This window comes from Duganella sp. AC917 (assembly GCF_979258245.1).
In genome coordinates this window covers 1,641,586-1,655,360 of the sequence record NZ_OZ409848.1, presented here as the reverse complement: position 1 = coordinate 1,655,360, position 13,775 = coordinate 1,641,586, and the positions used below count along the sequence as shown (strand labels likewise).

Annotated in this window: 8 protein-coding genes; 4 read left to right on the top strand and 4 right to left on the bottom strand. The window is 64.1% G+C overall.

Annotated features, from left to right (window positions below; genetic code table 11):
- Nucleotides 1-4: 4 nt before the first annotated feature.
- The 4 genes from ACZ0BA_RS07315 to ACZ0BA_RS07300 all read right to left on the bottom strand — a co-directional run bounded on the left by ACZ0BA_RS07315 (nucleotide 5) and on the right by ACZ0BA_RS07300 (nucleotide 6,034).
- Entirely contained in the window at nucleotides 5-2,389 is a 2,385-nt protein-coding gene (locus ACZ0BA_RS07315; protein ID WP_463450661.1) for a glycoside hydrolase family 3 N-terminal domain-containing protein, read from the bottom strand.
- A 90-nt stretch (nucleotides 2,390-2,479) separates the two neighbouring features.
- Nucleotides 2,480-3,352 carry an SMP-30/gluconolactonase/LRE family protein gene (locus ACZ0BA_RS07310; protein ID WP_463450660.1) on the bottom strand — a complete coding sequence of 291 codons (873 nt, stop codon included), beginning with the start codon at nucleotides 3,350-3,352 and terminating at the stop codon, nucleotides 2,480-2,482.
- A gap of 94 nt (nucleotides 3,353-3,446) precedes the next feature.
- Nucleotides 3,447-4,640 (bottom strand): fumarylacetoacetate hydrolase family protein, encoded by a 1,194-nt coding sequence (locus ACZ0BA_RS07305; RefSeq protein ID WP_463450659.1) that lies wholly within the window; start codon nucleotides 4,638-4,640, stop codon nucleotides 3,447-3,449.
- Nucleotides 4,637-6,034 (bottom strand): enolase C-terminal domain-like protein, encoded by a 1,398-nt coding sequence (locus tag ACZ0BA_RS07300; RefSeq protein ID WP_463450658.1) that lies wholly within the window; start codon nucleotides 6,032-6,034, stop codon nucleotides 4,637-4,639. The genes ACZ0BA_RS07305 and ACZ0BA_RS07300 overlap by 4 nt, the downstream gene beginning before the upstream one ends.
- 51 nt (nucleotides 6,035-6,085) lie before the next feature.
- On the opposite strand from ACZ0BA_RS07300, the gene ACZ0BA_RS07295 reads away from it, so the two are divergent.
- From ACZ0BA_RS07295 to ACZ0BA_RS07280, 4 genes are all read left to right on the top strand, one after another.
- On the top strand, nucleotides 6,086-7,402 hold the full coding sequence (locus tag ACZ0BA_RS07295) for an SGNH/GDSL hydrolase family protein (RefSeq protein WP_463450657.1): 1,317 nt from the start codon (nucleotides 6,086-6,088) through the stop codon (nucleotides 7,400-7,402).
- Nucleotides 7,403-7,509: 107 nt separating this feature from the next.
- Nucleotides 7,510-10,380, top strand: coding sequence for a glycosyl hydrolase 115 family protein (locus tag ACZ0BA_RS07290; protein ID WP_463450656.1), 2,871 nt, complete (start codon nucleotides 7,510-7,512; stop codon nucleotides 10,378-10,380).
- A gap of 21 nt (nucleotides 10,381-10,401) precedes the next feature.
- Nucleotides 10,402-12,594, top strand: a complete 2,193-nt coding sequence (locus ACZ0BA_RS07285; RefSeq protein ID WP_463450655.1) for an alpha-glucuronidase family glycosyl hydrolase — start codon at nucleotides 10,402-10,404, stop codon at nucleotides 12,592-12,594.
- Nucleotides 12,595-12,670: 76 nt separating this feature from the next.
- Nucleotides 12,671-13,765: a LacI family DNA-binding transcriptional regulator gene (locus ACZ0BA_RS07280; RefSeq protein WP_463450654.1), complete on the top strand. Its 1,095-nt coding sequence runs from the start codon at nucleotides 12,671-12,673 to the stop codon at nucleotides 13,763-13,765.
- Nucleotides 13,766-13,775: the final 10 nt, after the last annotated feature.

The window sequence follows — 13,775 nt, the reverse complement described above, 5'->3', positions numbered from 1 at the left end:
CCTCTTACCCCACCATCAGCTTCACGGACTTCAACTTCACGCTATCGGGACCGGCGTGTATGGTAAAACTACCCGGCTCCACCACCCGCTTCATCTGCGCATTGAAGAACCACAAATCCGACGGTTTGATATCGAACGTCAGCGTGCGTTTCTCACCCGGCTGCAACGTCACGCGCTTGAACGCCTTCAATTCCAGAACCGGGCGCGTCGCCGAACTGACGTCATCCCGAATATAGATCTGCACAACCTCGTCACCCGCCAGCTTGCCGGTATTGGTCACATCGACCTGCACCGAGGTCGTGCCCGCAATGCCGATCGACTCCTTCGTCAGGCGCGGCGCCGAGATGTCGAACGTCGTGTAACTCAGTCCGAACCCGAACGGATACAACGGCTTGGTGCTGCCATCGATATAACCACGGCGGGCCGAAGGCTTGTGGTTGTAGAACACCGGTAGCTGACCGACGTTACGCGCAATCGACACCGGCAGTTTGCCGCCAGGGTTGGCGCGGCCGAACAGCAAATCGGCAGCAGCATTGCCCGTCTCCTGCCCCATATACCAGCCCTCGATCAGCGCATCGGCCTTCTCGGCCAGCAGGTTGACCGACAACGGACGGCCGTTCAGCAGGAACACCACCGTCGGCTTACCCAGCGCGAAGATCGCCGCCGCCAGATCGTTTTGCTGTCCCATCAAATCCAGGCTTGCGCGATCGCCCAAGTGCTCGTCGGCCCACGCCTCGCGGCTGGTCTGCTCGTTGTCGCCGAGGACCAGGATGATGGTGTCGGCCGATTTCGCCGCCTTCACCGCCTCTTCGATCAACTTCGCATTGACTTCCGGTTTGACGAACTTGATCTCGTCCTTGCCCCAGATACGCTCCTCGGTGATGCGCACGCCTTCCGAATACGCCAGCTCGAAGCCCTGCGCCTTGCTCTCGGCCAGCAGGCCGTCGTAGATCGACACCACGTGGCGCGGTATATCCGAATACCCGCCGATCGGCGTGTCCTTCGCGTGGGTTCCGACCAGCAGCACCTTGCCGACTTTTTTCCCGTTCAGCGGCAGCACACCCTTGTCATTTTTCAGCAATACCGGCGTGCGCGTGGCCGACAGCCGCGCCAGGGCGATGGCATCCGGCGTGGCGGTGAGGCTGTCGGCGACCTTGGCGTCGACGTAGGGCTGTTCGAACAGGCCCGCCTGGAACTTCAGGGTCAGCACACGGCGCACCACGACATCGATCTCTTTTTCGCTGATGCGCTTTTCCTTCACCAGCGCAGCCAGGGCCAGATAGCCCTCGCCGTCCGGGGTTTCGACATCGACGCCGGCCTTGAATGCGAGCAGGCCCGCCTCTTTCGCGTCAACAGCAAGCTTGTGGCGCGTGACCAGTTCCTTGATGCCGAAGTAGTCGGACACGGTCAGGCCCTTGAAGCCCCACTCCTCGCGCAACACTTTGTGCAGCAGCCAGTGATTGGCGTGCGACGGGATGCCGCCGATCTCGTTATACGACGGCATGACCGCGCCGACGTTGGTTTCCCTGATCAGTTTTTCGAACGGCGGGAAGAAGTCCTCGCGCAGCGTGCGCTCGCTGATTTCGGCCGGGCCGATGTTGGTGCCGCTCTCGGGCTGGCCGTGGCCCGTCATGTGCTTGAGCGTGACGAAGACCTTGTCCTTGGCCAGCGTTTTGTCCTTGCCGGCGAACCCGATCACCGCCGCCTTGCCCATCTCGCCGCACAGATACGGATCTTCGCCATAGGTCTCTTCGATGCGTCCCCAGCGCGGTTCGCGCGCCACGTCGACCACAGGGGCCAGCGCCAGGTTTGCCCCGCGCACGCGCATCTCGCGCGCCGCCACACTGAAAACCTTCTCGACCAATTCCGGGTCGAACGACGAAGCCAGACCGATCGCCTGCGGGAAGCTGGTGGCGTCGCGCGCCACGTAGCCGTGCAGCGCTTCCTCGTGCGTCAGCATCGGAATGCCAAGACGGGTCTGTTCGACCGCCCATTTTTGCGCCGCGTTGACGTAGTTCGCCGTCTCCAGCGCGTTGCGATTGGCCTTCTCGCCGGTATCGCCAGCGCCGGCGGCCTGGCCGAGCTGACGGTCCGAAGGACGACCCAGCATGCCCATGCCGTTCGGGTAGTTCTTCTTGGCCTTTTCGGCGGAGAACTCGCCGGCGGCATCCTGCATCTCGGTCTTCTTCTGCCAGATACATTGGAGCTGCGCGATTTTTTCGTCCAGCGTCATGCGGCCCAGCAGATCGTCCACGCGCTTTTCCAGCGGCAGCGACGGATTTTTGTACGGCGCCTGCGCGGCCGCCGCCAGCGCCATCGGCGCCGACATCACGGACAGGCCGGCCACGCCGGTCATCGAGGACAGGAACTGCCTGCGGTTACTTTTCATGTGCTACATCTCCGAATGTTTTAGTTGGTTTTACTGGACTACCGACTTACTATAATATGAAAACGATTTCAGGGGTGCAAAAACCCTACTTTAGAACTGGTGCTGAATCTGGCCCGGTGTCGGTACGCGGAAGCGGAACACACCACCGGCGAGCGGCTCGGCGGCCAACGCCTCCTCCGACAATCCTTTGCGCGCCGTGGTGACGAACACCGTGCGCAGGTCATGGCCGCCGAACGCGATCTTGGTGATGTTCGAACAAGGCATCGGCACGGTGTCGATCAATTCACCCTGCGGCGAATAACGCTCGATGCGCGCGCCGGCGAACAACGCGATCCACACGGCGCCATCGGAATCGACGGTGGTGCCGTCCGGGTAGCCTTCCCCGGCGATCCGCACGAATACGCGCTTGTTGGTCAAATGGCCGGCATCGTCGATGTCGAAGGCATAGACGGTCTTCTCCAGCGTGTCGGTGTGATAGAAGGTGCGGCCATCCGGGCTGCAGGACGGTCCGTTGGTGATGACGTAGCCCTTGTCCTTGCGGCGCGGCTGGCCCTTGCGCTGCACGCGGTACAGCGAGCCGCTGGCTTGCACCTCGGCGTTGTCCATGGAGCCAAACCACAATGCGCCGTGACGATCGATATACCCGTCGTTCAAGCGGTTGCCCGGCAAATCCGTCTCCACTTCATGCAGCAGGTCCAAGGCGCCGCTGAGGAACGAGAAACGCATCAACTGGCCCGGCAGGCCGCAGACAAAATCGCCACCGCGCATCGGCAGCGCAAAGCCTACTTCATCGGGCAAGCTCCAGCTCTGGCGCAGGCCGCCGTCCTCGCCGCAGCGATGTACCTTGCGCTCCTTGATATCGACGAAATACAGGGCATTGTTCTCCGCATGCCACACCGGGCCTTCGCCCAGGGTCGCGCCGAGCGCCCAGATGCATTCTGGTTGAATTTGGAATGCACTCATACCATCTTCTTCTCTACGGAAGTTGTTTGGACCATCTTGTTCATCTCCATTTTGTTGTATTGGTTTGATCGGGTCCTGCTATACAGCCACTGGGCTACCCGCCCAACAACCCGCGTTGCGCCAGATTGCGGTACAGCGCGCGCACGCCGAAGGTCCAGGGCGCGATGGCGTCGCTGCGCTGAACGTGGTTGACCAGGGTTCCGAGAGAAGGGCTGGCGATGCTGACGCGGTCCCCCAGCTTGTGGGTGAAGCCCGCTCCCGGCGCGCCACGGTCTTTGATGGGCGAGAACATCGTGCCGAGGAAAAGCATGAAACCGTCCGGATATTGGTGATGCGCGCCGGCGGTTTGCGCCACCAGGTCCAGCGGATCGCGGCTGATTTCGCGCATGCGGCTCTCGCCGTCGAGGCGGAACCCGTCGTCCGCGCCTTCGATCAGCAGCCGCAGCTCGGCGTTGCGCACCGTATCGATGGTGAAGGAATCGTCGAACAGACGAATGAATGGCCCCATGCCGCACGAGCCGTTGTTATCCTTGGCCTTGCCCAGCAAAAGCGCGCTGCGGCCTTCGATGTCGCGCAGATTGACGTCGTTGCCTAGCGTGGCGCCCACCGCCTGTGCGCGGCTGTTCACGGCCAGCACGATTTCCGGCTCGGGATTGTTCCACTTCGAATCCGGATGCAGGCCGACATCGGCGCCAAAGCCGACCGCGGACATCGGCTGCGCCTTGGAGAACACCTCCGCGTACGGCCCGATACCCACTTCCATGTACTGCGACCAGGCGCCGCGCTCGATGAACTGCTGCTTGAGCCTTTCGGCTTCCGGCGAACCGGGTTTGATGGCCGACAGGTCGGCTCCGATATCCTTAAGCAGCGTGCTGCGCAGCGCATCGGCGCGCGCGGCGTCGCCGCCGGCCTGCTCTTCGATCACGCGTTCGAGCAGGCTGACGGCGAAGGTCACTCCGCAGGCCTTGACCGCCTGCACGTCGCATGGCGCCAGCAGGCGAGGGCTGCGTGTGGCGGCATCCGCGCCCAGCGCGCCTTCGATCAGCGCCTCAACGCGGCCCAGCGACTCGCCCTGCGCGCCACGCGCGAAGCCGGCCGGATCTTCCCTGTCCAGCAGGTCTGCTACAGTGGCGCTGCGGGCAGTGATATCGAATACTTCGCCGTCGCGCACGACCACCACGCACGGGCCATTGACATCGTCGCGCCACACGCGACCCACCAGCAGCGCCGCCGGCAGGTCGGCCGGCAAATACACTGCAGTTGGCGCATGCTTCAGTTGATTTTTCATGTTCTTCCCAGACTCGGTTTGTTAGGGTAATACGTCCATTCGGGCACCAGATACCGCATCGCCATCGCGTCGTCGCGCGCGGTGGATGCGACCTTCTTGTACAGTTGGTGCGCCGCCTCGATGCGCTCCATGTCCGGCTCGACGCCAAGACCCGGCGCCTGCGGCACCTCAACCTCGCCGCCGACGATTTGCAGCGGTTCGCGCGTCAGCCGTTCCTGACCTTCCTGCCAGATCCAGTGCGTATCGATAGCGGTGATTTTACCCGGCGCGGCGGCCGCCGCATGCGTGAACATCGCCAGCGAAACGTCGAAGTGGTTATTCGAGTGCGAACCCCAGGTGAGTCCCCATTCGTGGCAAAGCTGCGCCAGTCGCACGGAGCCTTGCATGGTCCAGAAATGCGGATCGGCCAACGGAATGTCGACAGCGCCGAGTAAATGCGAGTGGGCCATCTGGCGCCAGTCGGTGGCTACCATGTTGGTAGCTGTCGCGATGCCGGTCGCGCGGCGGAATTCGGCCATGATCTCGCGGCCGGAATAGCCGTTCTCGGGGCCGCACGGGTCTTCGGCGTAAGCCAGCAAATGACCCTTGCCGCGACAGATTTCGATCGCCTCGCGCAGCGACCATGCGCCGTTCGGGTCCAGGGTCACGCGGGCGTCGGGGAAGCGGGCCTTGATCGCCGCCACCGCGTCCATCTCCTCTGCGCCGTGCATCACGCCACCTTTGAGCTTGAAATCGCGGAAGCCGTATTTTTCAACCGTCGCTTCGGCCAGCCTGGCGATAGCCGCAGGCGTCATCGCCTCCTGATGGCGCATGTGATACCAGTCGCTGGCGGCGCCCTGGCCGGCCAGATAATCCAGGTCGGTGCGATTGCGGTCGCCGATGTAGAACAGGTAGGCCAGCATCGGCACGCGGTCTCGCTGCTGGCCGGCGCCCAGCAGCTCACAAACCGGCACGCCGAGATGCTGGCCGAGGAGATCGAGCAACGCCGCCTCGACGGCCGTGACCACGTTCTCCAGCCGCAGGTTGATCTCGTGCGGCTGCTTCAGCACTTGCGCCTCCGCCTCCGACGTCACCTGGTACTGCTGGCCGCTGACATCCTTGTTGGCGATGGCGTCGCGGATCCCGTTCAGCGTGCGGTTGTAGCGGCCGATCTGCGTGCCGACCACCAGCGGGACAGCGTTTTCCAGCGCGCGCAGTATGCCCGCCCCGCCGGGCACCTCGCCCATGCCGGTATGGCCGGCGCTATCTTTTAGCAGGACCAGATTGCGGGTGAAGTATGGCGCATGCGCGCCGCACAAATTGAGCAGCATGCTGTCGTGGCCGGCCACCGGGATGACGCGCATTTCGGTGATCACCGGTGCTGCCGACTTGTCTAAATTTGTTGCCTGTACCATGCCTTTACCCTAAAATGATAAGCGCTAACATTTAACCAGTGTGAAGGATTTATGCGACCAAGTCAACACGCGTCATACGTCCGCTTCGGCGGCTTGTTGGTCACCGCCATAGCGGCGATCTTACCCGCTGTGGCGCTGACGGCCTGCGCTTCGCTGAACGCCCCCTCCCCGGGCGGGGATGTCCCGTCGCAGGGTAGCCACTGGGTCGCCTCGTGGGGTACGGCGCAGCAGATACCCGACGCCGCCAACGAACTGCCGGCCGCGAATTGGCGCGACGGCAGCTTGCGCCAGACGGTGCATCTCTCGCTGGGCGGCAGCCGTCTGCGGGTACGACTAAGCAATGTGCACGGGACCGCGCCCTTGACGGTGGAAGGCGCCAGCGTCGCCCTTGCGCTGGCGCCGGGCAAAGCGCAGATCGATGGCGCCTCTACGCGCGCGCTCACCTTCGATGGCAACCCCTCGGTGATGATCCCGGCCGGCGCCGAATATTATAGTGACCCCGTCGCGCTGGAGGTCAAACCAGCCAGCGACCTCGCCGTCTCGCTGTACTTCAAGGAAGCGCCGCCACGCCAGACCAGCCATTCCGGCTCGCGCGCGACCAGCTTTTTCACCAAGGGTAATCGCATTATGGACGCCGAATGGGACGGTGCCGGCACCATCGGGCGCTGGTTCGTGGTGAGCGATGTCGACGTACAGGCGCCGCGCGGCACGGGCGCCCTCGTCGCGGTTGGCGATTCCATCACCGACGGCTACGGCGTCACCACGGACGGCAACAACCGTTGGCCCGATCTGCTGGCCGCACGTCTGCGCCAGGACGGCCAGCAGGTGGGCATCGTCAACACCGGCATCGGCGGTGGCCGGGTGCTGCGCGACGGTTTGGGGCCAAACCTGGCGTCACGCTTCGACCGCGACGTGCTGTCGCGCGCCGGCGTCACGCACGCGCTGGTGTTCATCGGCGTAAACGACCTGGGCGTCCAGCACCGCAACACGCCGGATCTCCCTGCCGACCGCAAAAAGCTACTAGCCGATCTGCGTCTCGCGCATCGCCAACTGGCCGAACGCGCCAAGGCGCGCGGCATCTGTATGATTGGCGCAACCATCACGCCATATGTCGGCAGCGACTACTACCACCCGGAGCCTGAAAACGAAGCCGATCGTCAGGAGATGAACGAATGGATACGCAAATCCGGCGTGTTCGACGCCGTGGTCGACTTCGACGCCGCCCTGCGCGACCCCGCAGACCAGCAAAGAATCAGCAAGCCACTGGACTCCGGCGACCACCTGCACCCATCACTGACAGGCTACCGCGCACTAGCCGACGCTGTCCCGCTCGACCTGCTTCGAAAAAAATGCACGCCCAACAAATAGGAAAGCCTTAGCAACACGTAGGGCGGATGAGCGAAGCGTAATCCGCCAAGCACCGCCAGAGGCCATACAAAGGCCCACAAACAAAATAAATGGATAACCATTAAAAAATGAGACAACTCCACCTTGCAGGCGCCCTCCTGCTGGCGTTATTAAGCTGCGCCCTCCCCGCCCAGGCGCTGGGCCAGAAACGCCTGACCACATTCGACGCCCCGGCCCCGGACGCGGTCACTCTCGCCAGCGCCGGCCGCGCCGCCACCATCTACATCGACAAGGCAGACCACGCTGGCGTGCTGCGCGCCGCGCGCGACCTGCAAGAGGACATCGCCCGCGTCAGCACCGCCCGTCCCGCGCTGGAGCAAACCGGAAAACCCACAGGCGCGGACGTCATCATCATCGGCACCATCGGCAAAAGCGCGTTGATCGACCAGCTGATAAAGGCCGGTAAACTAAACGTCACCGCCATCAGAGGCAAATGGGAAGGCTGGCAAGTGCAAACGCTGCGCAATCCGCTGCCGGGCGTCGAGCGCGCCCTGGTGATCGCCGGCAGCGACAAGCGCGGCGCCATTTACGGCATCTACGAAATCTCCGAACAGATCGGTGTGTCGCCGTGGCAGTGGTGGGCCGATGTGCCGGCGCCAAGCCACGCCAGCATCTACGTCTCCGCCCCCGCCGCCGTCAGCGACGCCCCGGTGGTGCAATACCGTGGCATCTTCCTCAACGACGAACAACCGGCGCTGACCGGTTGGGTCAAACAGCGCTACGGCGGCTACAACCACGAGTTTTACACCAAGGTCTTCGAGCTGTTGCTGCGCCTGCGCGCCAATTACCTGTGGCCGGCGATGTGGAACTCGGCCTTCTATGACGACGACAAATTGAACGGCAAGCTGGCCGACGAATACGGCATCGTCATGGGCACATCCCACCACGAGCCGATGATGCGCGCGCAGCAGGAATGGAAACGCCAGGGTAAAGGCCCGTGGGACTACAACAAAAACGCCCGCGTACTGGATGACTTCTGGAGCAAAGGCCTGCGCAACACCCGCGACTACGAAAAGATGATCACCATCGGCATGCGTGGCGATGGCGACGAACCGATGTCGGAGGAATCCAACGTGTCGCTGCTGGAGCGCATCGTCAGCCGGCAGCGCGAGACCATCGCCAGGGAAATCAACCCGGATGTCACCAAGGTGCCACAAGCCTGGGCGCTGTATAAGGAAGTCCAGGAATACTACGAGAAAGGCATGCGCATTCCGGACGACGTCATGCTGCTCTGGTGCGACGATAACTGGGGCAATATACGCCGCCTTCCCACCCAGGAAGAGCGCAAGCGCGCCGGTGGCGCCGGTATCTACTATCACTTCGATTACGTCGGCGGTCCGCGTTCCTATAAGTGGATCAACGTCACGCCGCTGCCCAAAATTTGGGAGCAGATGCATCTGGCGTGGCAGTACCAGGCCAACCGCATGTGGATCGTCAACGTCGGCGACCTCAAACCGATGGAAGTGCCGATCGAGTTCTTCCTGACCTATGCGTGGAACCCCGCCGCCTGGCCTGCGCAGCGCCTGCCGGACTATCTGAAACTGTGGGCCACGCGCGAGTTCGGCCCGGAACACGCCGACGACATCGCCGACATCGTCGCCAAATACGCGAAGTACAATGGCCGCCGCAAGCCGGAGCAACTGGAACCGACCACCTACAGCCTGGTCAACTACGGCGAAGCGTCGCGCATCGTCGACGAGTATCGTGACATCGCCGCACGCGCCGAGCGCATTTCGGCCGCGCTGCCGGCCGCCAAGCGCGACGCCTTCTTCCAGCTGGTGCTCTATCCGGTCCAGGCGAGCGCCGTGGTCAACGAGCTGTATGTCACCGCAGGCATGAACCGTCTTTACGGCCTTCAGGGACGCACGTCCACCAACGATCTGGCGGCGCGCACGCGCCAGCTATTCCAGCAGGATGCGGAGCTGGTGCGGCGCTATCACGAGGACATCAGCGGCGGCAAATGGAATCAGATGATGTCGCAGACCCACCTAGGCTATACCTACTGGAATCAGCCTCCACGCAACGTGATGCCACCGGTAACCGAGGTGCAGGTTCCCAAAGACGGCGACATGGGCGTGGCAGTCGAAGGCAATGCCAACGTATGGCCGGGCCCAGCCGGCGACACGCTGGCGTTGCCTGCACTCGACCAGTACGAGGGCCGGCAGCGCCACATCGAAATCTTCAATCGCGGGCAGCAGCCTTTCGACTATAAGGTGACCGCCAGCGCGCCCTGGATCGTGCTCGATAAACCCGCTGGCCGGGTGGAACGCGAGCAGCGTGTTGGGATCGACGTACGCTGGGCCGACATTCCCGCTGGCGTCGACCGCGCGACGTTGACCATATCAGGCCCGAACGGCGCAAAAACCACAGTCGCCGTGCCGCTGCGCCGCGCAACCGGCATGTCCAATGACGCCAAAGGCGACTTTATCGAAACCGCCGGCGTGGTGTCGATGGAGGCGGAACACTACACCCGCGCGGTGGCGCCCGAAAAGCGCGAGTGGCTGCGCATTCCCGACCATGGCCGTACGCTGTCCGGCATGACCGCGCTGCCGGTCGATGCGCCAGCCGACAACGTGCCGCAAATGCGGCTGGAGTATCAGATGCAGCTCACCACGAAGGGCAAGGTCGCCGTGCACGCGACGCTGGCGCCGACCCAAAAGATCCAGCCGGGACCAGGCCTGCGCTACGCGATTTCGTTCGACGACGAAGCACCGCAGATCGTCAACCTGCATGCGGACAGCTCCGAAAAAGCGTGGGAGCGCAGCGTCTCCGATGGCGCCACCGTGATGACTTCCCGGCACGTCATCGACACCGCAGGCAAGCACACATTGAAATTCTGGGTGATCGACCCTGCCCTGGTGCTGCAAAAACTGGTGGTCGACACCGGCGGACAGCGCGACAGCTACCTCGGGCCGCCGGAAAGCCCGCGCGCCCGCTAAAAAAATACAAACGGAGACAAGATGGCAAACATATTTATCAAGCTGATGGCGACTGTATTGTTGTCGTTGGCTGCGGCGGCGCCGGCATGCGCCGCCGACGAAGACGGCTACGACCTGTGGCTGCGCTACCGCCCACTGGAGCGCGCGGCGCAGGCGAAGCTGCAACCGCAAGCACGCACGCTGGTTCTGGCCGGCAAGCCAACCCCGACTTCGCAGGCCGCCTTGAGCGAGCTGCAACGCGGGCTGCAAGGCATGCTGGGAAGCGCCCCGGCCACATCGGCGGCGATACGCGACGGAGCGCTGGTGCTGGCGACGCCGGCATCGCTGCCGGAGCTGGCCCAGCCCTCCTCGCCGCTGCGTGCGGAACTGGCGACGCTCGGCCAGGAAGGCTACCTGCTGCGCAAAACCCGCGTACAAGGCCACAACGTGACGCTGATCGCCGCCAACAGCGACGTGGGCCTGCTCTACGGTTCCTTCGCCTGGCTGCGCGCGGCCGCCACCGGCACGGCGCCGGAAGCCAGTTCGGCGCCCAAGCTGCAACTGCGGATGCTGAACCACTGGGATAATCTGGACCGCACGGTGGAACGCGGTTACGCGGGATTCTCGATCTGGGACTGGTGGGCGCTGCCGGACATCGCCGACCGCCGCTACACCGACTACGCGCGCGTCAACGCGTCGCTGGGCATCAACGGCACCGTACTTAATAACGTCAACTCCAAACCGGAGGTGCTGACCGCCGCCTTCATCGCCAAGGCGGCCGCCGTCGCCGACATCCTGCGTCCCTACGGCATCAAGGTGTATCTGTCCGCGCGCTTCTCGACACCGCTGGAACTGCATGAAACCGACACCGCCGATCCGCTCTCGCCGGCAGTGCAGGCATGGTGGCGCAACAAGGCAGACGAGATCTATCGTGCGATACCGGACTTCGGCGGTTTCCTGGTCAAGGCCAACTCGGAGGGCCAGCCGGGCCCACAGGACTATCACCGCACGCACGTCGACGGCGCCAACATGCTGGCAGCCGCCTTGGCGCCGCACCAGGGCATCGTCATGTGGCGCGCCTTCGTCTACGCCCACGGAGACGACAAGGCCACCGACCGCGCCAAGCAGGCCTACGACGAATTTACGCCGCTCGACGGCAAATTCGCACCCAACGTCCTGGTGCAGGTAAAAAACGGCGCCATCGACTTCCAGCCGCGCGAGCCGTTCCACCCGCTGTTTGGCGGCATGCCCAAGACCCCGCTGCTGATGGAATTCCAGATCACCAAGGAGTATCTCGGCTTCTCGACCGACCTGGCTTACCTCGGCACGATGTTCGAAGAAACGCTGCATGCGGACACCAAACGTGCGCCGCAAGGTCTGACCGTGGCGCAGGTCATCGAAGGCAAAGCCCTGCCTGCGGCGTCGCCAGGGCGCCCGGCGCTGACCGGCATGGCCGGCGTGGCCAATATCGGCACGGACCGCAACTGGACCGGCCACCATTTCGACCAAGCCAACTGGTACGCGTTCGGCCGTCTGGCGTGGAACCCGCAGGCATCGGCGCGCGACATCGCCGTCGAATGGGCCGCCCAGACGTTCAGTCCCGATCCTCGCGTGAGCGCGCCGGTGGTCGACATCCTGATGATGTCGCGCGAAACCGTGGTCGATTACATGACGCCACTGGGGCTGCACCACATGATGGGCACCTCGCACCACCACGGTCCCGCGCCATGGATCGACAATCTGGAACGGCCGGACTGGAATCCCACCTATTACCACCGAGCCGCCCGCGACGGGATCGGCTTCGACCGCACCGCCAGCGGCACCAATGCGCTGGCACAGTATGCGCCGGAGATCGCGCGTCAGTACGCCGACCCGCGTACCACGCCGGCGCAATTGCTGCTGTGGTTCCATCATCTGCCATGGGACTACGCGATGCCGTCCGGGCGCACCCTGTGGGCCGAACTGATAAACCGCTACGACACCGGCGTACGCGGCGCGCGCGAGCTGCAATCGCGCTGGATGGCGCTGCGGCCGCTGATCGACGCGCGCCGCCACGCGGAGGTAGCGCAGCGCCTGCAGCGCCAGGTGGCCAACGCCGAATTGTGGCGCAATGCCTGCATCGCCTACTTCCAGTCGGTGAACGGCTTGCCGCTGCCGCCGGGCGTGCAGGCCCCGCCGAAACCGCTGGACTACTACAAGGCCATCCACTTCCCGTACGCGCCAGGCCGGGGATGACAGGTAAAATCATTTGCTAAAATCGCATCCAAAAGCTCGGCTCGTGTAGCATGGTGGACCTGACCCTGGAGTGAAGATGACAAGTAGAGAGCAAGGCCCCCAAGATCCGCCGGCCCAGGCACCGACGATGACCGATGTCGCCAAGCTGGCCGGCGTGTCGCCGATGACCGTCTCGCGCGTGATGAACGGCGACGCCAAAGTGAGCGAGAAGACCCGCAACCGCGTGGCCGACGCCGTCACCGCCCTGAGCTACGTGCCCAATCAGGCTGCGCGCCGCCTCGCCGGTTCGCGCTCGATCCGCATCGGCTTCTTGTACAGTAATCCAAGCGCGGGCTATTTGAGCGAATTTCTGGTCGGTCTGCTCAATCAGGCCGGCCCGAACAACGTCCAGCTGGTGGTGGAAAAGTGCGAGGCCGACGAACACGGCGTCGACCAGGCGCGCCGCCTGATCGCCAATGGCGTCGACGGCATCATCCTGCCGCCGCCGCTGTGCGACTCGAAACAGCTGATCGATTTGATCACCGACGCCGGCACCCCGGCCGTGACGGTCGCCTGCGGCCAGCCGGACCTGCGCATCAGCGGCGTAAGCATCGACGACTATGCGGCGGCCCATGCGATGGCCTGTCATTTGATCGCGCTGGGACACCAGCGAATCGGCTTTGTGGCCGGACATCCGAACCAGAGCGCGAGCGCGCGCCGGCTGGCCGGCTTCAAGGCCGCCGTCGCCGAACACCACGCGCACGCGGACGCGGACCTGATCGTGCCGGGCATGTTCACCTATCGTTCGGGCCTGGATGCGGCCGAGATCCTGCTGTCCCAGGAGCCGCGCCCGACCGCCATCTTCGCCAGCAACGACGACATGGCCGCCGCCGTGGTGGCGATCGCCCACCGGCTGGGACTCGACGTGCCGGGCGACCTGACCGTCGCCGGTTTCGACGACACCGCGCTGGCGACGACCATCTGGCCCGAGCTGACCACCGTTCGCCAGCCCATCACCGGCATGGCGGAAGCGGCGCTGAGGTCCTTGGTGCAGCAGGTCCGCGCCCGTCATAACGGCATGCCGCAGGCGCCGGAACATGCGCTGATGGACTACGCCTTGATACGGCGCCAGTCGGACGCCGCGCCGCGCATGCGGCCCCCGGCCAGGATCGTCAAGCGCAACGCGAGGTGAAGCTGTCGGC